The 23,640-nt window shown below is 58.0% G+C and carries 15 protein-coding genes; 9 read left to right on the top strand and 6 right to left on the bottom strand.

Annotated elements, in window-relative coordinates:
* From mutL to WCO56_20455, 3 genes are all read left to right on the top strand, one after another.
* Positions 1-1,835 (top strand): DNA mismatch repair endonuclease MutL (gene mutL / locus WCO56_20465; GenBank protein MEI7731959.1); only part of this gene is annotated, 1,835 nt, incomplete at its 5' end.
* 29 nt (positions 1,836-1,864) lie between these two features.
* Complete coding sequence (locus WCO56_20460; protein MEI7731958.1) at positions 1,865-3,034, top strand: amidohydrolase family protein; 1,170 nt, start codon at positions 1,865-1,867, stop codon at positions 3,032-3,034.
* 287 nt (positions 3,035-3,321) lie between these two features.
* Positions 3,322-5,901 carry an SUMF1/EgtB/PvdO family nonheme iron enzyme gene (locus tag WCO56_20455; GenBank protein MEI7731957.1) on the top strand — a complete coding sequence of 860 codons (2,580 nt, stop codon included), beginning with the start codon at positions 3,322-3,324 and terminating at the stop codon, positions 5,899-5,901.
* A 472-nt stretch (positions 5,902-6,373) separates the two neighbouring features.
* On the opposite strand, the gene WCO56_20450 is transcribed toward WCO56_20455, so the two are convergent.
* Positions 6,374-6,709, bottom strand: a complete 336-nt coding sequence (locus tag WCO56_20450) for a four helix bundle protein (GenBank protein ID MEI7731956.1) — start codon at positions 6,707-6,709, stop codon at positions 6,374-6,376.
* A 34-nt stretch (positions 6,710-6,743) separates the two neighbouring features.
* On the opposite strand from WCO56_20450, the gene WCO56_20445 reads away from it, so the two are divergent.
* The 4 genes from WCO56_20445 (at position 6,744) to recQ (ending at position 12,909) form a co-directional block, all read left to right on the top strand.
* Complete coding sequence (locus tag WCO56_20445; protein MEI7731955.1) at positions 6,744-8,159, top strand: reverse transcriptase/maturase family protein; 1,416 nt, start codon at positions 6,744-6,746, stop codon at positions 8,157-8,159.
* A 244-nt stretch (positions 8,160-8,403) separates the two neighbouring features.
* Positions 8,404-9,198 (top strand): hypothetical protein, encoded by a 795-nt coding sequence (locus tag WCO56_20440; GenBank protein MEI7731954.1) that lies wholly within the window; start codon positions 8,404-8,406, stop codon positions 9,196-9,198.
* Positions 9,199-9,513: 315 nt separating this feature from the next.
* On the top strand, positions 9,514-10,686 hold the full coding sequence (locus WCO56_20435) for an aminotransferase class I/II-fold pyridoxal phosphate-dependent enzyme (protein ID MEI7731953.1): 1,173 nt from the start codon (positions 9,514-9,516) through the stop codon (positions 10,684-10,686).
* A gap of 51 nt (positions 10,687-10,737) precedes the next feature.
* A complete protein-coding gene (recQ, locus tag WCO56_20430; protein MEI7731952.1) occupies positions 10,738-12,909 on the top strand; it encodes a DNA helicase RecQ in 2,172 nt (723 codons plus the stop codon).
* A 1-nt stretch (position 12,910) separates the two neighbouring features.
* On the opposite strand, the gene mutS is transcribed toward recQ, so the two are convergent.
* The 4 genes from mutS to WCO56_20410 all read right to left on the bottom strand — a co-directional run bounded on the left by mutS (position 12,911) and on the right by WCO56_20410 (position 19,823).
* A complete protein-coding gene (mutS, locus tag WCO56_20425) occupies positions 12,911-15,472 on the bottom strand; it encodes a DNA mismatch repair protein MutS (protein MEI7731951.1) in 2,562 nt (853 codons plus the stop codon).
* A gap of 475 nt (positions 15,473-15,947) precedes the next feature.
* On the bottom strand, positions 15,948-18,854 hold the full coding sequence (locus WCO56_20420; GenBank protein ID MEI7731950.1) for a hypothetical protein: 2,907 nt from the start codon (positions 18,852-18,854) through the stop codon (positions 15,948-15,950).
* A 46-nt stretch (positions 18,855-18,900) separates the two neighbouring features.
* Entirely contained in the window at positions 18,901-19,242 is a 342-nt protein-coding gene (locus tag WCO56_20415; protein MEI7731949.1) for a hypothetical protein, read from the bottom strand.
* 23 nt (positions 19,243-19,265) lie between these two features.
* The gene (locus tag WCO56_20410) at positions 19,266-19,823 is read right to left on the bottom strand and encodes a hypothetical protein (GenBank protein MEI7731948.1); all 558 of its coding nucleotides are present in this window, start codon (positions 19,821-19,823) and stop codon (positions 19,266-19,268) included.
* 172 nt (positions 19,824-19,995) lie between these two features.
* On the opposite strand from WCO56_20410, the gene WCO56_20405 reads away from it, so the two are divergent.
* Positions 19,996-20,277: a hypothetical protein gene (locus WCO56_20405; GenBank protein ID MEI7731947.1), complete on the top strand. Its 282-nt coding sequence runs from the start codon at positions 19,996-19,998 to the stop codon at positions 20,275-20,277.
* Positions 20,278-20,686: 409 nt separating this feature from the next.
* Here WCO56_20405 and WCO56_20400 read toward each other — a convergent pair whose 3' ends face one another.
* Complete coding sequence (locus WCO56_20400; GenBank protein MEI7731946.1) at positions 20,687-22,837, bottom strand: heparinase II/III family protein; 2,151 nt, start codon at positions 22,835-22,837, stop codon at positions 20,687-20,689.
* Here WCO56_20400 and WCO56_20395 point away from each other — a divergent pair.
* A complete protein-coding gene (locus WCO56_20395; GenBank protein ID MEI7731945.1) occupies positions 22,821-23,069 on the top strand; it encodes a hypothetical protein in 249 nt (82 codons plus the stop codon). The genes WCO56_20400 and WCO56_20395 overlap by 17 nt on opposite strands.
* Positions 23,070-23,640: the final 571 nt, after the last annotated feature.

Below are 23,640 nucleotides of genomic sequence, written 5' to 3'. Positions count from 1 at the left end.
GCCGCAGCCTGATCCGGGTGACCGATGACGGCCTGGGCATGAGCCGCGATGACGCGCTGCTCTCGCTCGAACGCCATGCCACCAGCAAGATTCAGCAGGCGTCGGACCTGTATGCCATCACCACCATGGGCTTTCGCGGTGAGGCTCTGCCCAGCATTGCCAGTGTCAGCCGGTTCAGTATCATCACGCGCGAGCGCGACGGGCAATCCCCTGAAGGCGCGCAGGTTATCGTCAACGGCGGCAAAATACAGGAGGTGAAGGCCGCCGGCAGCCCGCCGGGAACCTGTGTTGAGGCGCGGCAATTGTTTTTCAACCTGCCGGCGCGTCGCAAGTTTCTGCGCAGCGAGGAAACCGAATCGGCGCACATCCATCATTATCTCACGCTGGCTGCGCTGGCGCATCCGGGCATCTCCTTCACGTTCATGAAAGATGGCCGGCTCGTCTGGCAATTGCCGGGAGTAAAGGGCGGCGACCTGCTTGCGGTGTTGCGGGAACGGCACCGGGCCTTGTACGGCGGCGACATCAAGCTGTTGGCGCTGGATCACACGGGCACGCTGCCCGCGCCCGCCGAACCGGATACGGACAACCTGGAAATCCTTGAAGGCCCCAGTGCCGCGCCCAAGATGCGCGTCTGGGGTTTGATGGGCGCGCCGGGCGTTTCCCGCGCCACGCGCGAGGAACAGCACCTGTTCGTCAACCGCCGCCCGGTGGAAAACCGGGGCATCAACGCCGCGCTGATGGAAGGCTACCATACCGCGCTGATGAAAGGCCGGTTTCCCGTGTGTTGCCTGTTCCTGGAGATTCCGCCCTCGCTGGTGGATGTGAATATCCACCCGTCCAAGCGCGAGGTGAAGTTTCACCATGAGCGTGCCGTGCGTTCCGTGGTGGCGCAAGCGGTGCGGCAGACCTTGTTGCGTTTTCACACGCCGGAGTTGATTGCGTCGGCCGCGGTGCCTCCCACCACCGAGCCCGCCGCGTCCATCCCGGTGCCCGAGCAAACCGAGTTGCCGGTGGGAACCGCGCCCAGTTTATCCAAACCCGAGGTGCAATGGCCGTATCCGCCGGTGCAAACGCCGCTGGCGGCGCCGGGTAAACCGCCGATGCAGGTGGAGGCCGAGCCGATCTTCAACCGCCCAAGCGATTCGGTGATGCCACCCCAAACGGTTCCAGTGCCAACCGCGCAAACCCCGGTCGCTCCTGAGAAACCCGTGCTCCCGAAGCTGTCGCCCGGCGAGCCCGTTCCGCTCTTGCATGTGCCGTTGCGGTTGGTCGGGGTGATTGGCAAATTATACGTCGTGCTGGAATCAGATCGCGGGCTGGTGCTGTTGGATCAACACGCCGCGCATGAGCGCATCTTGTTCGAGCAAATGCTGGACCGCATGGAGCGCCAGGAGCAGGCCCCCACGCAGCGCCTCCTGATCGCGGAGACGGTGGAGTTGCCGCCCCGCGACGCGCATTTCCTGCGGGAATTGCTCCCGACCCTGACGCGCCTTGGGGTGAGCCTGAGCGAATTCGGCGAGCGCACCTTTCTGCTGGACGGCTTGCCTCCGTTTGTGCGCGTGGAAAGCCCGCGCCGGTTCGTACTCGAATTGGTGGATGAGCTGAAGGCCGCCGGCAACGAGGTGAACAGCGTCCGCCTGGGCGAACACACCGTCGCCAAGACTGTGTGTCGTCACGCCGTCAAGGCCAACGACCTCCTGGCTGGGGCGGAGCTGGAAAATCTGATTCGCGATCTGCGTCAATGCGCCATGCCGTACACCTGCCCGCACGGCCGCCCCACGATGATCGAAATGAACTACGGCGAACTTGAGAAAAAGTTCGGGCGCAGCCAATAAACGGCCTTTGTACCCCATGAACGTGCTGTATGTCTGAACAGGATTCCATGAAGTCGGGAGCCACTCCCAAGTCGCCCCGGCGGCGCTGGGTGCGGTTGCTGCAATGGGCACTGGTGTTGCTGCCCGTGTGTGCGTTGGGCTGCCGGCATATTCTGTTCTGCGGCCCCATCCTGCCGTCGCAACCGTTGCCGGCCACGAAAATGATTGATGTCCACTGCCATGCGGCTGGCATTGGGGCGGGGGATAGCGGGTGTTTCGTATCCAAAGCCTTGCAGGATAACTTCAAGTTCGGACTTTACCTGAAAACGTTCGGGGTTACGGAAGCAGAATTGAAGGCGCAAGGCGATGGGCTGATCATGAAACGCATGTCCGGGCAGATCGCGGCCAGTCACCACGTAGGCTGGGCGGTCGTGCTGGCGTTGGATGGCGTTGTCAACGCGCAGGGGGAACTCGATCTGGCGCAAACCGAGGTGTATATCCCCAACGAATTCGTCGCGCGCGAAGTCGCCAAGTACACCAACCTGCTGTTCGGCGCGAGCGTCAACCCGTACCGGAAAGACGCGCTGGAGCGGCTCGATTGGGCCAAGGCGCATGGTGCCAAACTGGTGAAGTGGCTGCCGCCCATCCAGGAGATTGATCCGGCGGACGAGAAGCTGATTCCCTTTTACCAAAAGCTCGTGCAACTCCAGCTCCCGCTCCTGACCCACACCGGCTTTGAACATTCCTTCACCCGATCGCACGATGAACTTGCCGATCCGGATCGGCTGCGCCTGCCATTGCGGTTGGGGGTCACGGTGATTGCCGCGCACGCCGCCTCCACCGGCACGTACCAGGGCGAGCGCGCCACTGACCGATTGGCGCGCCTCATGCCGCTCTATCCGAACCTGTACACCGATATTTCCTCGCTGACGCAGATCAACAAGAAGGGGTATTTCCCCGAAGCGTTGCGGCGGGCGGAGTTCCAAGGCCGGTTGCTTTACGGCACCGATTTCCCGATCAATAACATCCCGGTGTTGGCGTCGGCCTGGCTCTTTCCCTTGCGCCTCACTTGCCGCCAGATGTGGACCATCAGCCATATTAAAAACCCCTGGGATCGCGATGTCGCGCTCAAACAGGCGCTCGGCGTGCCCACCGATCTATGGCTCCGCGCCGACGCCCTGATTAAGCCTTTGCCCGCAGTTGGGGCTGACAAAAAGTGATGGCGGTGGTGCTGCTCCGCCACCTTTTCACGCGTATCTGCGCTGCGCTAAAAGCCCGGCATTCACCGTGTTCGGGATCGTTCCCACTTCCCTTGCGTGGGGGGATCGCTGATTACTCTTCACTGGCAGCCGTCGCGCTCAGTCCACGTTGACATGCAAATTCAGTTCCTTATTTTTTGCCAGATACTAGTTTTGCCATGGTTTTTCCTTCCGTTTGAATCTGATTACTGATCACTGATTACTGTTTTTCCTTCCCGCCGTGGACCAGTTTCCGGTACTCTCCCGCCATGGCAAGCCCTACCGGCAGCGCGCAATGGGTCCCCGGCCAGCAGGTCGGGGCGGCGCGCTTTGTATTGGAGCGGTTGCTGGGGCAGGGCGGCATGGGGATGGTTTGGCTGGCGCGGGATGAACGCTTCGGGAAATGCGTCGCGCTCAAGTTTGTCCCCGCGCTCGTCCAGAGCGATGTCGAAGCGCTTGCCAGCCTGCGCAAGGAAACCATGTGCGCGCGCGAGCTCACCCATACCCATATCGTCCGCATCCATGATCTCCATGAGGCGCCGGGCGAGGCCGCCTTCATCTCCATGGAATACGTCGAGGGCAAGAGCCTGCACCAACTCTGCTGGGAACAACCCGGCGGCGTCTTCGCGTGGGATAGCCTGGTGCCGTGGGTGAAGCAACTGTGCGACGCGCTGACGTACGCCCATGGCGAAGGCGTCATCCACCGCGACCTGAAGCCCGCCAATCTGATGGTGGACGGGCGCGGGCGGTTGAAGCTGGCGGACTTTGGCATCGCGGCGGTGGTCTCGGATTCGCTGAGCCGGATTTCGGTGAAGCATGATTCTAGCGGCACGCCGGCGTACATGAGCCCGCAGCAGATGTGCGGCAAGAAGCCGCGCCCGGAGGATGACGTGTACGCATTAGGGGCGACGCTCTACCACTTGTTGACCAGCAAGCCGCCGTTTTACGCGGGGCTGATCCCGTATCAAGTGTCTCAGGTCGCGCCGGATTCCATCCCGGCGCGCTTGCGGGAGTTCGAGATTACCAACGACGTGCCGCCGCCGGTGTGCGCGGTGGTCATGGCGTGTTTGGAAAAAGAACGGGAGAAGCGCCCGTCCACCGTTCAAGCCGTTTGGGAACAGATCGAAAAGGCAGAAGGCAGAAGGCAAAAGGCAGAAGTGGGAGAGCAGAAGTTAGGATCTGGGAGTCAGGAGTTAGAAGGGAAGAGTGGCGCAGGCGTCCCGCCTGCGAGTATTCCGCTGGCAGCGCCGCCGACGGTGGCGGCCTCGCCCGCTGAGGTGATCCCCGTTACCATTCCGGCCTCTCAATCCGAGGTAATCCCCGCCACGATTGCGGCGGAGCCGTCCCCAACCATCCCCGCCACCATACCGGCGACCCGCGCGGAACTGCCGCCCACCGTGGCGGCGCGTCTCGATGAACTGGACCAGCTAGCGCCAGGAGCCGAAGCGGTGCCGGTGACGATCGCGGCGCGAACCACCGAGATCGGGGAAGCCAGCCAAGGAGCGCGGGTCTCCGACCCGCCGGGGGGCGCGGGAGAAGTCTCGGAAGTTCCGCGAACGGTTGGCGTGCCTGAGGTTAATAAAGCCAAGCGGGTCGGGAGACCCGCGCTCCTTTGGGCGGGAGTCATTGCGCTGTTGGCGTTGCTGGCGGTGGGGGGATGGTACTTTGGCAAACACCTGCCGGAGCAACGGCGGCAGCAAGCCGGGCAGCAATCATCCGCAGCGGACCAGCAGGCGGCGGAGAAGCTGGCGCGGGAGACGGCGGAGGCCCAGCGGTTGGCGGGGGCCAAACAGCAGGGGGAAGCCGAGCGGCAACGACTGGCCGAAGAGAAAGCCAAGCTGGAGGCGGCGTTACTCAAATCACAACAGGAAGCCAAGGCGCAGGAAGAAGCACGCCGCAAGGCCGAGGCGGAAGCGGCAGCATTGGCGGAGGAAAAGCGGAAAGCCGAGGAAGCGCAGAAACAAAAGGCGTTGGCGGAACAGAAAGCGCGGGAAGAGGAGGCGAAGAGAAAGGCTGAGGAAGACGCCCGGCTGAAAGCCTTGGCGGAGCAGAAGGCCAAAGACGAGGCGGCGAAGCAAAAGGCGGGGCCGCAACTGGGCGCGCGCTGGACGAATAGTCTGGGGATGGCGTTTGCGCCGGTGCCGGGGACGAAGGTGCTGTTTGGCATTTGGGACGTGCGGGTGCAGGACTATGCGGTGTATGCCGCTGCCAATCCGGGGGTGGATGCTGCGTGGAAGAAGGTGGAATGGGAGGGCGTGCCAGTGAGCAATGGGCCGGAGCATCCGGTGACGATGGTAAGCTGGGAGGATGCCAAGGCATTTTGCGCGTGGCTGACCAAGAAGGAACAAGGAGAGGGAGAATTGGCCGCCGGGCAGGTGTATCGGCTGCCGACGGACGCGGAATGGAGCGATGCGGTGGGGATTGGGGATAAGGAAGGGAACGGCACGCCGAGTGATAAGAGTGGAAAACTGGAAGGGGTCTATCCCTGGGGCAATCAATGGCCGCCGCCGAAGGGGGCGGGGAACTACGCGGATATGACGAGCCGCCAGAAGTTCGGTGAGAAGTGGACGTTTATTGAGGGTTATGATGACGGGTACGCGACGACGTCGCCGGTAGGCAGCTATAAGGCGAATCCGTATGGTTTATATGATATGGGCGGGAATGTGTGGCAGTGGTGCGAGGATTGGTATGATACGGACCAGAAATACCGGGTGTTGCGGGGCGGGTCGTGGATCAACGTTGTTTCCAGGTATCTGCTGTCGTCTAACCGTGTCAGCAATACGCCCGTCAATCGGTTCAACTACTACGGGTTTCGGTTGGTGGTGGCGGTGGGGGTGTCGGCGCGTTAGGTGGCTGCGGCGGTTACCCTTTATGCTTTTACCTTTTTACCCTTTGGTTTTTGTTTTTTTGATCTTTTTACCGCGCGCGTAGCGCGCAAAATATAAAAATTTCAACCGGGTTGGCGGTAAGCCGCAAGGCAGCGTCAGCTTATGTTGGAAGTGGCCGGGGTGGCCGACGCGGGGTGTTGCGGGGCGGGTCGTGGAACAACAATGATTCCAGGAATCTGCTGTCGTCTAACCGTAACAACAATACGCCCGACAATCGGAACAACAACAACGGGTTTCGGTTGGTGGTGGCGGTGGGGGTGTCGGCGCGAAGGTGCTGGTGCAGCAAGCATCAAAGATCGGCGCGATGCGGGCCGGCTATCCGGGCTTGCCCGCCAGAGCCAAGCAGCCACCTAACCGCCCCGCCCACGCCCCGGAGAAGCCGGGGAAAAGACGCGGTGGCGGCCGTGGCCGGTAAGCATAGACTGGCTGAAAGTCACGGCCGCTTTTTATCCGGCTGCGCAAGGCTGTGCCGCCAGCCGCCGGTCATGCGGCCAATTTCATCAATGCGAGATATTACAAACAAGAGTTGTTGGCGGCTGATCCAACGGCGCTGCTCGACCAAACGCCAGAGCACCCGCAGTTGCTCCAGCAACAGGTTCAATTCATCCAACAGCGGGAGCTTTTGGCCACGGGGCGCGTACAGGGCGCGGGTGGCCAGCATCAGGCTGTCCAGAGTTACGTTATCCAGCCGCTGGCCAAAGGTGAACCGCTGGCTCTTGGGCAGGTCCGCAGTGCGGTCCATGGTCCAGCCGGTGAGTTCGACTAACATAGTATATATAGGCGGCGGCTCCGTATGAGCATTCATGGCTAAGAGTCAACGCTATTGGCAGCATTATTGCACGCTGGAAAGGGTGGCATCCCTGGACAATCTATGGCTGGCCGCCGTGAAGGCGCGGCAGGGCAAGACCCGGCGGCCAGATGTGGAGGCGTGGTGGTTGCGGCGGGAAGGGGAATTGGCGCGCCTGCATGAGGAGTTGCTGGCGGGCACCTACGAGCCGGGCGGGTACCGTTTCTTTGAAATCCACGATCCCAAGCGGCGGTTGATCGCCGCCGCGCCGTTTCGGGATCGGGTGGTGCATCATGCGCTATGCAATCTTTTGGCCCCGGTGTTGGAGCGCACGTTCATCGCCCGCAGCTATTCCTGCCAGATCGGCAAAGGCACCACGGCGGCGCGGGAGTGTTGCCGGCAGTTGACCAATCGTTACCGGTATGTGCTCAAGTGCGATGTGCGGAAGTTCTTCCCGAACCTGGACCATGCGGTGCTTTACGCCAGACTTGCGGCGCGCGTGGCGTGCCCAGGGGTGCTGGCGTTAATCGGGAAGATCATGGATAGTTACCACACGGGCACGGAATTGCCGCCGCCCTTATTCCCAGGGGAAGATATGCTGGCGGCGGCGGAGCGGCCCCGTGGTCTGCCCATCGGCAATTTAACCAGCCAATTATGGGGGAACTTCTATTTGGATGATCTGGATCATTGGGTAACCGAGCAGCAACGGCATGGCGCGTATCTGCGTTATACGGATGATTTTTTGTTGTTTGGCGACGATCCGGCCCGGCTTTGGGATTTGCGGGAGATGATCCGGGAGCAACTGGCGCGGGTGCGCTTGAAGCTGGCGGAACCCAAATCCCGGCTGTTGGCCACGCGGGAAGGAGTGCCATTCTGCGGGTTTCGCTTTCTGCCGGGGTTGCGCCCGCGCATCCTGGGGGCGACCAAGCGCCGGTTTGAACGCCGACGGCAGAGCCAGTATCGCGAGGGAGATATGCGGGCGTTGAGCGCCGGGGTGTTTGCGTGGTATCAATTCAGCCGGGAGGGGAATGCCGAGGGCTTGCGCCGCGCATACGCGCAGTGGCCCTTGGATGCTCGGTGGCGGGGCCTTAAATGCGGAATGCGGAACCCTCGAATTCGGATTGCGGATTGCGGATTGCGGAATGGCCGTGAGGCGGTTTGGCGTCGCGGCAGTTTCATCCAGAAGCAGGGCAGGGACGCTCTGGCACCCCATTCGGGTGCGGCCCCTTCTCCCGTGTTTCCGGTGGTCGCGCCCCGTGCCCCTCGCGACCGACCGGCTACACGCTGTCAATCCTTTCGGATTGAGGGAATTCAAACCGCCGCTGGTTTGAGCGGGGCCATAAAATCTTTAAAATTGCTATTGAAAGCAACGGGCACTTTGGCATGTTACCCGTGCCTTTGCGGCGCTGGGCGTGTGCCCGGCGACGGTTGAGGAGTTGAACGGTCTTAAAATGCCGCGCCAATGTTGGCGTGGTGGCCACAACCACGTTAAACAACCCCCCGTGTTTCGCGGGATGGCCAGCCAAAAAATGGCGGGCTGATTACCGCAACGCGACAAATGAAAGCATCCAATGTGCCAAAAAGCAAATTCCTATCAGTTTAGGCTGGCTGCCGTTTGAAAGTACGAGCCGACGTAAGGACTTTATGTTGTACGCGTTCTTTGTCCCTCAATATTCATGAAAAGAGAACACAAATTCCGCCCGTATAAAATGGCCTGGGGACTGCGTTCATTGACAGTCCTGTGCCTGCCCGCGGGCCTGGCGCTGTTTTTGTGGGGGGCCTATTGTCTGAAGTCGCCGCCGGGCTTTTGGGCAGCCGTTCTTGCTCTGGTCTGCTTTGGCCTCATGGGGATTGGCTTTGCCGAGCTGGCGGCGATTTTCAAAGGGTTTATGGTGCTTCAGTATGACGATCAGATTATCCAATACGGACTAAAAAAACGGCGATGGGAGGATGTCGTTGAGATACGATTCTACAGCACGGTCTATGTGAATGCAGTGGTGGGAGCAGCCCAGGAATATGAGCGGGATCTGTATATCCGGACTGTCCGGGGAGGAAAAACACGGGAACTCTTCATTCCGGTGTATCACGAATTCGCACTGGCCAAAAACGTTTTCAGCCCTGAACAGCAATCCGACTATTTCAGGCTCTTTGAGTTCATTGAGAAACGATTGCGTCTTGAACCGGGTCGGTTTGCGGCGGAATACCTGGCAGCCGGGGAGCGGAAGATAGCGGCGTATTGCTCCGAAGACTTGACGCCGCCTTGGGCGGCCCGAATCCTGGGGGGCTTGGTGCTTATTGGCCTGGCGGCACTGACTCTACTCTCGGCAGTCAATAATACCGATAGCATGACATTCAAAGGCTGGGTGGCGGGGTTGCTTCTGGCGGTGATGGGCCTCGTCGTTTTGGAAAAACAGCGGGGCTGGAGAGAATTGCTGGCAATCCGGGCGTATTTTGACAAGAAACGAAAATAACCGATGGGCCGAGATAAGAAATGGCGCGCAATCAATAAATTGTTGAACTGAACAAGGCGGGGCCATAAATTCGGAATTCGGAATTCGGATTGCGGATTGCGGAATACCGGTTGAAGTCCAAAGCGGTGTTGGCGTAAAGCCTTTGGCATTCAATCGCTCTGCAATCCCATCCGCTCCGACCTCGGATTTCGGTTGCCAAACTTTCGCCCTTCCGCTTGCATAGCGCCGTGAATATCACAGTGCGCAGGTCCCCGAACATGCTGCCGGCTTTGGCCGGCCCGCACTCCCCTGCCTGAATCTCATCGCCTTTTCCCCATGCCCAACATCAGCAATCGTCTGGCTGGCTTCACCGAATCGGTCATCCGCCGCATGACCCGGGTCGCCTTGGCCCACCAGGCCATCAACCTGTCCCAGGGATTTCCCGATTTCGATCCGCCCGAATGCCTGCTCCAAGCTCTTGAACGCGCTGCCCGCCATGGCCCGCACCAGTATGCGATTACGTGGGGCGCGCCGAATTTCCGCGCCGCCCTGGCCCGCAAACAATCGCGCCTCTTCCAACTGCCAATAGACCCCAATGCCAATCTCGTGGTCACCTGCGGCAGCACCGAGGCCATGATGGCCGCCATGATGACCGCTTGCAATCCGGGCGATAAGGTCATCATTTTCTCTCCGTTCTACGAGAATTACGTGGCCGACACCATCCTGACCGGTGCCGTGCCCATCCACGTCCCCCTGCATCCGCCTGACTTCTCCTTTGATCCCGAAGCGTTGCGGCGCGCCTTCGCGCAAAAGCCCAAGGCCCTGATTCTGTGCAATCCCGCCAACCCGTCCGGCAAAGTCTTCACGCGGGAGGAACTCCTGTTCATTGCCCGCCTGGCCGAGGAGCATGATACCTATGTCATCACGGATGAAGTGTATGAGCACATCGTGTATGAACCCCATGTCCATACGCCTTTCGCCTCCCTGCCAGGGATGTTTGAACGCACCATTTCCTGCGGGTCACTCTCCAAGACTTACTCCATTACCGGCTGGCGGCTTGGCTATGTCATCGCCCCGCCGGCGGTCATTGATGGCGTTCGCAAAGTTCATGATTTCCTGACTGTGGGCGCGGCTGCTCCATTGCAGGAGGCAGCGGTAACCGCGTTGGAGTTACCCGACAGTTACTACGCGGAACTGCGCCAAACCTACACGGAGAAGCGTGCGCTCTTTCTCAAATATCTGGACCAGGCGGGCCTGACCTACACCAAACCGCAGGGGGCCTACTACGTGATGGTGGACATCTCGGAGTTCGGTTGGCAGGATGACCTCGCCTTCAGCGAATGGATGACCAAAACCGTCGGCGTCGCGCCCGTGCCCGGCTCCAGCTTCTTCCGCGAACCAGTCCGGCACCTCATCCGCTTCCACTTTGCGAAGAAGACCGACACCTTGGTGCAAGCCGGGGAACGCCTGCTGAAGTTGCGCGAAAAGGCGCACGCCCACACCCGCTGAGTCATCCGCCGCGCGCGATAAAATTTTGCTACAATGGAAGCTGCACCGGCAATGGACTTACGTCAGGCCCTGAAACAACATTTCGGATTTGCCACGTTCCGTCCGCTTCAGGAGGAGATCATCCGCGATTCCATGGCGGGGCGCGACGTCCTGGCGCTGCTGCCCACCGGTGGCGGAAAATCCCTGTGTTTCCAGTTGCCCGCCTTGGTGCAACCGGGCCTGACAATTGTGGTCTCCCCGCTGATTGCCCTGATGAAGGATCAGGTGGACGCTCTGGACCAAGCGGGTATTCCGGCCACGTTTCTGAATTCCTCCCTTTCCAAGGCGGACGCGCGGGAACGTTGGCGGCGGCTGTACCAGAACGAGTATCGGTTACTCTATGTCGCTCCGGAGCGGTTGGTGTTGGATGGTTTCCTCTCCGAAGTACCGAAGTGGAACGTTAACCGGTTCGCGATTGACGAAGCGCATTGTATCAGTGAATGGGGCCACGATTTCCGCCCGGAATACCGCCAACTGACCCGCCTGCGCGAATTGATGCCCAAGGTGCCGGTCATGGCCCTCACGGCGACCGCCACGGAACGGGTGCGCAAGGACATTCTCACGCAACTGCATTTGGAGAACGCGGTCTGCTACACCGCCAGCTTCAACCGGCCCAATCTTTCCTATCGCGTGGAGCCCAAGCAGGGCGCTTACGAACAGGTGCTGGCGTTCATCCGCCGCCGTCCACGGGAAAGCGGCATCATCTATTGCCAGGCCCGCAAGACCACCGAAAGTTTGGCGCAACGATTGAAAGACGATGGCGTCAGCGCCCTGCCGTATCACGCCGGGCTCACTCCGGAGGAGCGGTCCACTCACCAGGAGCGGTTCATCCGGGATCAGACGCAAGTAATCTGCGCGACGATTGCTTTCGGCATGGGCATCAACAAGCCCAACGTCCGCTTTGTCATCCACCACGATCTGCCGAAAAATGTCGAAAGCTATTATCAGGAAACCGGGCGCGCGGGGCGGGATGGCCTGCCCAGCGAGTGCCTGCTGCTCTTCAGTGCCGGTGACGTGATGAAGTATAAAATCTTCATTGACCAGAAGACCGATCCCCAGGAACAACGCATTGCCCGCCAGCAATTGCAGCACATCGCGAACTTTGCGGAAATCAGTGAATGCCGCCGCGTCTCGCTGCTCGATTATTTTGGCGAGCAATACCCGGACACCAATTGCGGCAACTGCGACAACTGCCTTGGCACACGCGAAAAGTACGATGGCACCATCCTGGCGCAAAAGTTCCTTTCCTGCGTCTTCCGCATCCGCCAGAAGAGCGGATTCAACGCGGGGCTCAATCACCTGGTGGAGGTGCTGACCGGCGCGGACACCGAGAAGATCCGGCGCTGGGAACACCACACGCTCTCCACGTACGGCATCGGCAGGGAGACCAGCCGCCCGGAATGGCAGGCCATCGGACGGGAACTCATCCGGCTGGGGTATCTCGCGCAATCGGATGAATCGTTCGCCACCCTCAGCCTCACCGCCGAGGGGCTGAGCCTGCTCAAGGAACGCAAAACGGTGATGCTCACGCGCCCACCCAAAAAGACCGAGCCGCCCAAGGCCCGCCGCGCGGGCGAAATCGAGTGTGATGAGGCGCTGTTTGACATCCTGCGGGAACTGCGCCGCCGGATGGCGGAAGAGCGCGGCGTGCCGCCCTACGTAATTTTCTCGGATGTCTCCCTGCGCCACATGGCGCGGCGCTATCCGCAATCACAGGAGGAATTTGCGGGCATCCACGGGGTGGGCACGCATAAGCTGCATGAGTTCGGCGCGGCCTTCCTGGCGGAAATTACATTCTTCATCAAGAGCCATTCGCGCCAGGAGTTCGCGGACCCGGTGGAAGCGGCACCCGTCGCAATGAAAAGGACCGCAGGTATTACGGATACCGTTGCCGATACGTTGTCCCGTCACCGCCGGGGACAATCACCCGCGGAAATTGCGCGCCAGCGGGGATTGGTCGTCAACACCGTTTGCGGTCATTTGCTGGACGCGATTGCCGCCGGTGAAGCCGTGGACCTCGATCAGCTCTTCACTCCCGACCAGCAAGCCGCAATGGACCTGGCGCTCAAACTCTGCCCGGGCGATTTTACCGCCATGATCAAGTACCTCGGCCCTGAATACACGGGCGGCATGATCCGGCTGTATCGCGATGGCCGGCGCTGGCTGCAGCGCAAGGGGAAATGACTCACCCAAACAAATCCATCTGCGGTGCGGGGGTCAGGGACTTTAGCTTCTCCCGATCACGCTGGCGGGCGGGTTGGCGCACGGTGCCATCTGGCGTCAATTCCGATTCCTCCAGATTACCCAAAATCACCTTGGCCCGTTCGATCACCGCCTTGGGCACACCCGCGAGGCGCGCCACCTGGATGCCGTAGCTCTTATCCGTGCCGCCCTCGACAATTTTGCGCAGGAACACAATCTGATCGTGCCATTCCCGCACGGCCACGTTGAAGTTGCGCAGACGTTCGAGGCGTCCCGCCAATTCCGTCAGCTCATGATAATGCGTGGCAAAGAGCGTCTTGGCGCCAACGACATTGTGCAGGTGCTCCACTATCCCCCATGCCAAACTCAACCCGTCAAACGTGCTGGTGCCGCGCCCGATCTCATCCAGAATAATCAGGCTGCGCCGGGTCGCGTTGTTGAGGATGTTCGCCGTCTCGCTCATCTCCACCATGAACGTGGATTGCCCACGCGCGATGTCGTCGCTTGCCCCGATGCGCGTGAATATCCGGTCCACCAGATCAATCCGGGCCTCGCGAGCTGGCAGGAACGATCCCGTATGCGCGAGCAACGTCAGCAGCGCCACCTGCCGGATGTACGTGCTTTTGCCCGCCATGTTGGGGCCCGTGATCAGCGCGATCTGGCAAGCGGTATTGTCCAGTTCGGTGTCATTCGGCACGAAGCGTTCCTCGACCAGGCTCTGCTCCAGCACCGGGTGCCGGCCGTCCCGTATGGCGATCCGGCCTTCATCACCCACCATCGGGCGGCAGTAATTATACACGCGCGCCACCTCGGCGAACGCCGCCAGCACATCGAGTTGCGCCAGGGCCGACGCCGTGGTCTGGATGGCCGCCAGTTGCTGCAACACCTGCTCCCGCACCCGCAGGAACAGCTCGTACTCCAGCTTCATGCTGCGCTCTTCCGCGCCCAGGATCTTGGACTCCATCTCCTTCAAGCCGGGCGTGATGTACCGCTCGCCGTTGGCGATCGTCTGCTTGCGCACATAATCCGCCGGCACCTTGTCCAGATTCGACCTGGTGACCTCGATGTAATATCCGAACACCGAATTGAAGCGCACCTTCAGCGAGCTAATGCCGGTGCGTTCGATCTCCTGCTGCTGCAACCGCGCGATCCAGTCCTTGCCCTCGCGCATCGCCTGGTGCAACTCATCCAACGCGGGATCGAACCCATCCCGGATCAGCCCGCCTTCCTTCAAGGCCAGCGGCGGTTCCTCGGTGATGGCCCGGGCGATCACATCCACCAGCGCGGGTTGCTCGTTGATTTGCGCGGCCAACTCCGCCAACAACGTCGGCTCCGCCGCTGTGGCTCCGACCGCCTGACCGGGCAGCAGCTCCGGGCTGGGCTCCTGCAAGGTGGCTGCCGCGAGACTGCCTGCTTCCGCCAACACCTGACGGATGCCCGGCAACTGTTCCAGCGCCAATCGCAGCGCCTGCAAATCGCGCCCGTTGCCCGAGCCCACGCTCAGGCGTCCGATGGTGCGTTCCAAATCCCGCACCTCTTTCAACTTCACCCGCACTTGTTCCAGACAACCGCTTTGCGCCATCCACGTCTGCACCACTTCCTGCCGCCGGTGGATCGCCCCGGCGTCCGACAATGGTTGCGAGAGCCAATCGCGCAACTTCCGCGCCCCCATGGGCGTGACGGTGCGGTTCATGGCGCCGTACAGCGACGCCGTGCGCGGGGAATCGCGATGCAGCGGCTCCAGAATCTCCAGGTGCCGCAGCGTCGTCGAATCCAGCGCCAGGAAATCCTTGGTCTCGTAAAAGCCCAGCGAAATCAAATGCGCGACATCCCGCCGCAGATGCTGCGTCAGGTAATGCAGCACGGCTCCCGCCGCCCCCACCGCCGCGCCCCGGCCTTTCAGGCCAAAGCCATCGAGCGTGGCAACCTTGAAATGATCGCGCACCGTGAACACCGCCGTATCCGGCGCGAACACCCAATCGTCATACGCATTGAGAATGGAAAACGCGCCGCGCAACAACGTTTGCAGATTGGCCGCCTCGGACGGCACGATGATTTCCGCCGGGCGCAACCGCTCCAGCTCCGTCATCAGCGCGGCATCGCCCTGCACCTCGGTGCACCGGAAGCTGCCGGTGGTCAGGTCCACGCATGCCAGCCCGTAATTCCCGCCCGTCTGGCAGACGCTGGCCAGGTAATTATTGCGCTCCGCCTGCAACATTCGATCATCAAAGTGCGTGCCGGGACTCAGAATCTGCGTGACCTCCCGCTTCACCAACTGCCCGGGACGCGCCTCCTCCATCTGATCGCAGATCGCCACCTTGCGGCCCGCCCTCAGAATCCGGGAGATATACGCATTGGCGGCATGAAACGGGATGCCGCACATGGGCACCACCCCGCGCTTGGTCAGCGCCACATTCAGCAACTGGCACCCGATCTGCGCATCCTCGAAAAACATCTCATAGAAATCCCCGAGGCGGAACAGCAACAGCGCATCCTTGGGCAGTTCGCCCTTGATACGGCGATACTGCGCCATCATCGGTGTCATTTGTGTTTCGCTAGCCATGCAGCGCCGCTACGTTAAACAAGCTGCCCCCGAATGTCATGGCTTTTTCGCGAGCAAACGGGGCAAAAGGAAGCGGATCCATTGCCGCAACCACCTTCGGGGTTGTTCAGTCAAGGTGGACGGTGTAACCAAGGTAGAATCGGCCCCCATCCCCTTGCCGATTCGACCTTGGCCTTTGGTGACGCAATCCATACTGGATTGTCCGGAAGGGCAACCCATTATCCCGTTCGGGATGATGGGTTGCCATCCCCAGCGACCGGGTAACCCTGAAAGAGTCTCCTCCCGTCGCCTTCTACGGGGGATTGGGTTCACCGCCACCTTTAACGAACGGTGGGGCGCTTCATCAGGACTTCGTCGCTGGTCATGGCGGTCATCCTGTTGCTTCCAGCCGATTCTTGTTGTCAGGATCAACACGTTCATACAATGAGGTTATAAAAAGCATGCGATTGATTGAATATTATCGGGCTTCTGATATGTTGGGAACCAGCGCCTTCAGTCGAAGCTCAAATGGAAAAGCCCAATTGGGTAACAACAGTTGAAATGAAGTTTGATCGGAAACAAACCAACTACACCATAGCTGAAATACCTCCGAATGAGCGTCAGAATGGTTCTTTTCCGCAAGAGCGAGCAATATGTCGAAACCTTCAGCGTTATCCTGTTCGGCTCGCTTGCTAGACATGAGCAGCTTGCCAAGCTCAAAGCGGGCCAGGTCATGAGTCTGCGACAATTCCCGTAACAGCCGCTCCCCTTCACCAATATTATTTACAGAAGGGTATTCAATCAGCAACAGCGCCAACTGCAATGTGCCAGACTTATCCCCGCCTTCATGCGCTTTCCGAAGCCATTTCAGTACTTCGGTTGGATTCCGCTTTAAGCCAGGCGTTTTGTATGGGTAGGTCACTATGCGCCCGTATGCTGGCCAAGCCTTGGAAAATCCTGCTTCCGATGCTCGCGTGAGCCATTTTGCCAGAGCATCGTTTAAAGACGAATCTTCGGCCGTCAAAACTTTATCAACGCCGATGTCAATGATAGCTTCGAGTACTCCACTAGGAACCAGTGATGTGGCCTCGAAAGTCTTTCCTGTCCATGAAGCTAGAATCGCCGCTAGAATGCGTGCAGCCTTAATTTTTATGCAGGCTCGAATTACCGCACGGGCTGCATTGCAATAGCAGCCTTCTTCGCTTAATTGTTGTTCTTGGTTTGCCAATCGGAAGACAGAAATCAGACCGTAGTTAAGAGGAACCATCGCTTCCTGCATCCTTTCTGATTCCTCACGCCGTTCATCTTCCGGCATCTTCCGCAAACCCACTGGCACAAGAACCTGCTGTTGTCTAATGATCGCCTGCTCGACAAGATCATCACGCTCTAAACTCGCTAGGATGGGCAGGCATGCTCCAGCGATCGCGGCGATGCCCTCTTTATAAAGGCTTCCTTCAAGAACGGAATAGGCGGCTAGGGCGACCGTTTGATTCAGTTCAGGCTCACGTAAGTTGGCATCTTTCATTAGCCTCCAAGCCAGCAACGGATTGAGTTCAGCGCCACGCGCGATCAATGTGCGGCTGGTGCCGGTCAGACCAGCAAACAGGCGAATGCATTCGAACCAGTGCATGTCTGAAAAATGGGATTGGACAAATTCGACTCCCGATTCTGGTATGTGCTGTTCTTTCGCTTCCAATTCGCATGCAGTAAAGTAGTCATGGTAAAGTTCATGGGTGAACTGAAGCTTATCTTCGTCTGAGCATTGGAGAAGGTTATTGGCCAATACTTCTTGAATGAACAAAGGCACATCGAGTGTTATTGCGCCAATATTCTGCGTTGTTGTGCGAAGAGTATTAATTGCTACCGCTCGGGAAAATAGGGAGATATGGGATAACTTGGTTATAAACGCGAGGTGCGATAATAACAGTTCTTTTGTTGTCAAAAATGTCTGTCCGGGTGATTTCGCTTCTTTATCCAAAAATTTTCGCAGAAAATGGCGAATCGCTTTAGAATGGTTTGAAAAGCCGTCGAGGCCTTTTTGTTGGACGTGGCCTGCGATCATTGCCGCGTGTAATGGAACTCGAGACCAGGACGAAAGGAACTGATTTTGCAAAACAACAGCAAGGAGTTTTTCGGCTTCGTTTTCACTCTTGAGCGCATGACGGAACAGCGTGATAAGTTGCTTATCGGTTAGCCGCCGCAATACGACAATACATGCAGCAAACTCACCGCCAAAGAAATTTGGGCGGCTAGCGACAACCGTACGAACGTCCGAGAAACGTGTGATTATGTCGTTAATTTCTGTTTTATAGCCTGCTTGCGCTCGCAGGGACACTTCGTTCAATCCGTCAATGAGCAATAGGATCGAATTCCACGGGATTTCTTTGGAAAGGTTTCCAGATAATCCCATTTGTTGGAGCACGGCCGATTTAATCGTCGATTTTTCATGTTCGAGAAGGGGTAATTTGAGGTAAACGGGTACATGCCATGCACCATTATGGTGGGTGGAAAGCATATTGTCGGCATGCTTCCATGCGAGGTACTTGAGTGTTGTGGTCTTACCTGCCCCAGGCTCTGCTTCAATGACTGTGATGCGGTTGGTATCCGGTAATGTTGATGTCGCGAGTGGTTGTCCATCCTGTGGGAAGTCCGGCACTGGGAGCAAGGGATCCACGATGCGGTATTCCTCAGCAGAACGAGTTTCGGAAAGGAGTTCAACGTATGTGATTCCGATGGTCTTGAATTCGTCGCGTATTCTATTGAGGTAAGGCGAAAACCGGGCTGCGGTGAGTTTTAAACGTATTTGTTCCTCATGTTTAAGTATCGTCCAGACAAGGAATACGCAAAAACTCTGTGCCACCTGTGCTTTCTCGTGTATGCTCAGAATACGAGCCCTGTGGTCGTCTAGGTTTCGATAAACATAAATGCGCGCTATATGTTCGATAAAACCAGGTTTCCCCACGATTTCTTTCGGCGGGAAATCTTGCCACCTGCAGCATTCAAAAAGGCTAAAATCTTTATTACTCACCAAATTAAGTGATTTAATGACCTTTGCGGCTGAAAGCCGATCAGATGTTTCCTGCTGCAATTGGGCGTATTTTGCTGGATCTAGGAAACTAAGCAGGAACTTGCAAAACGGTTCGTAGCGGTCGGCGAGCTTTACTAAATCATGCTTTTTAATCCACCGGTGTAAACCGGCAATAATTTCGCCTCCCACCCCATCAAGATCCGCATCGCCGATCTCATGATTGAGCACTTGAAAAAGGAGATTAACGGCCTGCTTTACCTGGACGTCGGTAAGTGCTGGGGCAGGATTGTCTTGAAACGGACGTAGCACCTCCTGTTTAACTCGTTTTGCGAGGTCTGTTTGCATCTCCGTGTTCACTTGATTTGTATTGTCCTCGGTCGTTGTTCTATCACCAACTTCAACTTTAGCGAGCCGTGGGGCGTTTCATCATGACTTCGTCGCTGGTCATGGCGGCCACTTCATACCCTTCCTTGGCCAAGGCGTTGACCGCAATGTTCAGGCATAACACCCGGTCGTCCACGCGTTCGCTCTTATCACGGCGTCTGGGGACGTTGGCGAAGAGCGGTCCCAGCATTTCCGCCTCGCCGTTGGGGCGGATCAGGTGTGTGTTCTCACGGCCACTCCAGCGGATTGTGGCATACTCATACGTTTGCGATGAATTCTTGGAATCGGCCTTGGCGGGATAGAGCAGGTAGCCACCAAGAGTCACAGCCGCTATGGACAGGATGAGGATTGTTTTTTTCATAACGATTTTGCTTTGGTTGTTGTTTAACGCAATAAGGTCAAATTGCCTTCCACGACTCCCGCTTCGGTCAACTGCCGCAGGGTGATTGAGATTTTATCATTCACCACTACTCCGGTGATTTCCGTGGTCACGGAAAAATCCTTCGCGCCAATGCCCAGCGTGCCTTTGATTTGTCCGGGTTCAATGGTGCCGTTGAAATTCAGTTCGCAGCGCGCGCCTTGGGTGATGAAAACGTACTTCTTCCCCGCCTCCGTAATCTGGGCCAGCGTCACAAACGTCTCGGTTTGTGCCGAAACCAGGCGCTTGTTTTGAATGTGTCCTTTGACCAGCCAAGGGCCGGTCCAGCGGGACTTGTCCTGGGTTGTTATCTGCCCAAGCAGGTCTGCCAACTGTTTGGCCATGTCCTCGCTGCACGGTTTGATTCCTTTTGTTTCCAGATATTTTATCCCGCATTCAAATAATTCCCGATTCTGCATCAGTTTGCCGTTCTTTTCCTCAAAGTCCTTCCAGAATTTTAATTTGGCCTGCTTTTGCGCTTCCACAATAGCACTTGGAATCCATTGAATGACGTAACCAATCATTTCTGACCGTGGATTTGGTTGAACGGTGGGAATGATCAATGCGTCAGCGCTAATTTCCAGGGTCTTTTCCACAAATCGCTCAATAATCTTGTCGCGCCAATATGTGCGTGACTGTCCAAAGGGACTTTTGTACCGCACCATACCAATCACCTGATAAGGCTTCTCCGGATTATTGTTTAAATATACAGGAAGAGCGAAAGACGCCTCTGCCATCGCTCCTGATGTAGTTGGCCATTCTTCAGCAGGACCATTCCATGTTGAATACAAAACGCCGCTGGTGGTTGCACATCCACTCAGCGCTGCTACCGCCAAGACCAAGGCGATCCATTTTGCCTGTCGCGCCAGCCGGTTAAAAACCTCTTGCATTGCTTGTGTGAATTTCATGGTGAGTACTTTCACCGCCGGCAGGGTTTTAATGCAAGCCAAAATTGGACCGGGGCGGTTTGCTTCATGATGGCCAAACCCATGTGGGCCGCCGCCGATCCCATGTGGGTTTCAGTCGATCCCATGTGGGTTTGGCAAAAACCCATATGGGTTCCAGTCCAATCCTATGTGGGTCTGAGCCGATCCTGGGTAGGTTTGGTCCAACCCCATGCCGGCCACAGCCAACCCCATGTGGGATTGGCCCAAACCCATGTGGGTCTGAGCCAATCCTATGTGGGTTTCAGTCAAACCCATGTAGGTTTCGCCAAAACGCACATGGATTTTTGACGTTTTTTGAGGTTTTTGGGGTAATTGAGCCGGTGTTCTCGCCCAAACCATGCAGGTTACATGCTGAGAATAAGGCATTTACGCAAAAAACCGCTAAAAACGTCAAAACCCGAGGGTTCCCGGCTTTAACGGCGGGCGTTAAAGTAAAATATCTATTTGGTCCAGACCTGAAACGGGCTGGTGGTGAGGGGCAGCGAGGGGCCGTCCATAACCACAGTTCGCTTTTCTGGGTTTGCCAGTAACTGCCAGCGTTGGCGACCGGCAGACACTTCCACCAGCATTGCCTCGGAAGCTGCCAGTTTGGCTCCGCCACCGTCCTTGAGCGGCAGGGAGCGGAGCGTGACCGGTTGGTTGGTCAGCGACACCGCCCACAAAAACGCGGCCTCGGTGCCTTTGCGTCTTTGAATCACCAGGGGCACTTGGTCTTCGGTAGTTTTCAAAATGCCATGGCCGGTGATGATTTCCACTGGTTCCCCGCTGGCGATGTGGATCACCGGTTGCCAGTCCGCTTTGATGGTGGTTTGCAGCCGCAATCCATCCGGGCCAAGGTTGCGAACTGTGGCCTCGGTCAAGTACTGATAGCCCGGGCGATTCGGTGGCGTCCATGGCTGGCCGGCAGTCAATCCCTGCCAGTGGCCCATCTGATGATAGACCAGGTCATAGGTGTGTGGCTCGCTGGCGCGCACTTGATCCATAAATACAATTATTTCTGGCGTGAGCAGGGCAATGGTGCGCACAAACCGCACCCCGGCATAAATGGCCCCCGCTTCGGTCATGGAGAAATCCACTCCTTGCTCCGATCCAAACGCCAGGCTCCGGCCCTCGGCGGCTTTCTGGGAGGTCTCATCGACCACCAACGTGTTATGGGCAAAGGTGGATTTGTCCCAGCCGTTGTGCAGTGGCGAGCCATAGGCATGGGTTCCGCCGTCCGGTGCCACGACCTGGCCGTGGGCGAACAGGAGGAAGTGGTTTTTATCCGGATGGCCATGCCCGCCGCCATGTGGGCCGTATTTGGCGCACAACCAGGTTGCGTCCTGGTCCTGTCCGCGTTGCAGAATGGCGTAGCCGGAGGCTGGGGAATTTCGGCTCGCCAGCGTCAGGGTGCTGGCCGGGGGCAACTCCGTCACCCCATACAGGAGCGCCATCCGGCTCTGGCGTTTGCTCTGGGAGAGGAGCGCGGCGTATGCCGGGTTCCGGTAGCGCGCATAGCCCAGTTCATACAAGTCAGCCTCGCCTTGCAGGCTCATCATGCCGCTGTCATTGAAATCGGGTAGCACAAAATTCGGCATGGCCATGGTCAGGGGCGCGTCAAACATGCGCTTGAATTTCTCACCATACAAATCCATCCCGCAGTTGCGCGCCGCCTCAGTTAGCGGCCAGACCCCGGCGACGGTGAAAAAGTGATATCCGCTACTGCCTTCAGTCCACATGCCATCGGCCAGCACGCCGCGTTCCATCTGTTGACGATATCCCAGCGTGGGATCGTCAATGGCCCGGGTAATCAAGGTTTGATCCCCAAGTAGAAAGCCGACGAGGCCAATCGCGCTGTTCAGCCGGCATTGGATATTATGAATCCCCAGTTTGCTCTTCAGAATGGTTTCCTCGAGGGCCGGTCTGAGGATCTGGCGGGTGATCGCCGTGCGATCCCCGTCGCTCAGGGTGCTCCAAACCAGATCGGCCCCTTGAACGATTTCAATCACCCAGGATGCCTCGGTCAGGGATTGCGAGGCCACCCGGCCGCCTTTTCCCGGCGCTCCCTTGTTGTTGTGCATGGGGTAGTCGAGATACTTACCCGCGTATGCCAATAGAATTTCCCGCGCCTTCTGTGCATGGCGCGCGTCGCCGGTCACTTGAAATACCAAGCCGTGGTCCACAACCTGTTTGGCCAGCTCAAAGTGAATCCCGGAAATGGCATTGCCATCAAAGTCCAGCGAGCCTTTGGACGGATCGCCTTTGAGGTTATGTTTGCCCGCAGAGCACCAGTGTTCCCACTGCCACGGGCCGATTTTTTGACCCTGCTTCAAGCGCGCCCCATGAGTGGGACACACATAATTATGACTCCAATTGCCGCCGCGCGGTGGCAGTTCCACGGGCTGTGAAAGGTATCGGCTGGTTTGCTTGAGTAAGGCATCCCATTCCCGCTTTGCCCATGGTGCGGCGGTCACCCGCGCCTTGAGCTGGGCGATGCCGTCCGCATTCAACAACAACCGGGGGTGAGGCGGTAGTGCTGGCGGCGGTTCTGCCGCCGTGAGGGCGGTCACCCAACTGCATACGAGCAACCCGGATATGATTTTGGATAACATATTTGCGATGGGTTCAATCCTGTCCATCCCCCACCAATTGTGCAAGGCTCGTTTTCCCCAATTATTGAAAATTTTCGGTGGTTTTGGGGCGGTTGAACCTGCTTTCCAGCCAAAACCATGTAGGTTACATCCTGAAAATAGATTGCTTGCGCAAAAAACCGCCAAAAACTTCAAAAAACGAGGTTCCCCAACTTTAACGGCGGGCGTTAATTCCAATGAGCTTTCAAGCTGAGACTAAGGCGCGCAGGATTTTGGGCGGCTGGCGAGACGCGAGCGAGGCGCATACCCGTCCCGACCTGTCGGGATAACGAGCGAGCAACGAAGCCAGCAGCTTAAAAGACCAGCGAATGAGTCTCATCTTGATAGCGATTTGGAATAAAGTAAACTCTGGCACCTCGGAGCGGGTGCAGTTGGGTTTATTGGATGGCTTTCCGAAGGGCATGCCCCGTTCCCCTCATGACGCTACATTCTGTCATCCCGTCCGGGATGATGGGGTGCCATTCCGGACAATCCAGTATGGATTGCGTCATCGGAGCAGCTATACAAGGTCGAATTGGCAGGGGCAATGGGAGCCAATTCCACCTTGGGTACGCCATCCACCATGACCGGACAACCCTGAAAGTGGTTGCGGCAATGGACACGGCATGATTATCCCGCGCTATCCGGTCCTGCGGCTAACGTCAGTGATCCTATCCGAGCGAAAATTGACGCAACCCTTGCAGGGTTGTTGGGAAAAGGTGGGGCGTATCACCAGCAACGGTGTTAATTTTTGCAACTGTTTTCGGTGATTTTTTTATCCGTGG

It is taken from the genome of Verrucomicrobiota bacterium (assembly GCA_037139415.1).
In the GTDB taxonomy this organism is placed as follows: Bacteria; Verrucomicrobiota; Verrucomicrobiia; order Limisphaerales; family Fontisphaeraceae; genus JBAXGN01.
This window is presented reverse-complemented; position numbering and strand designations above follow the sequence as displayed.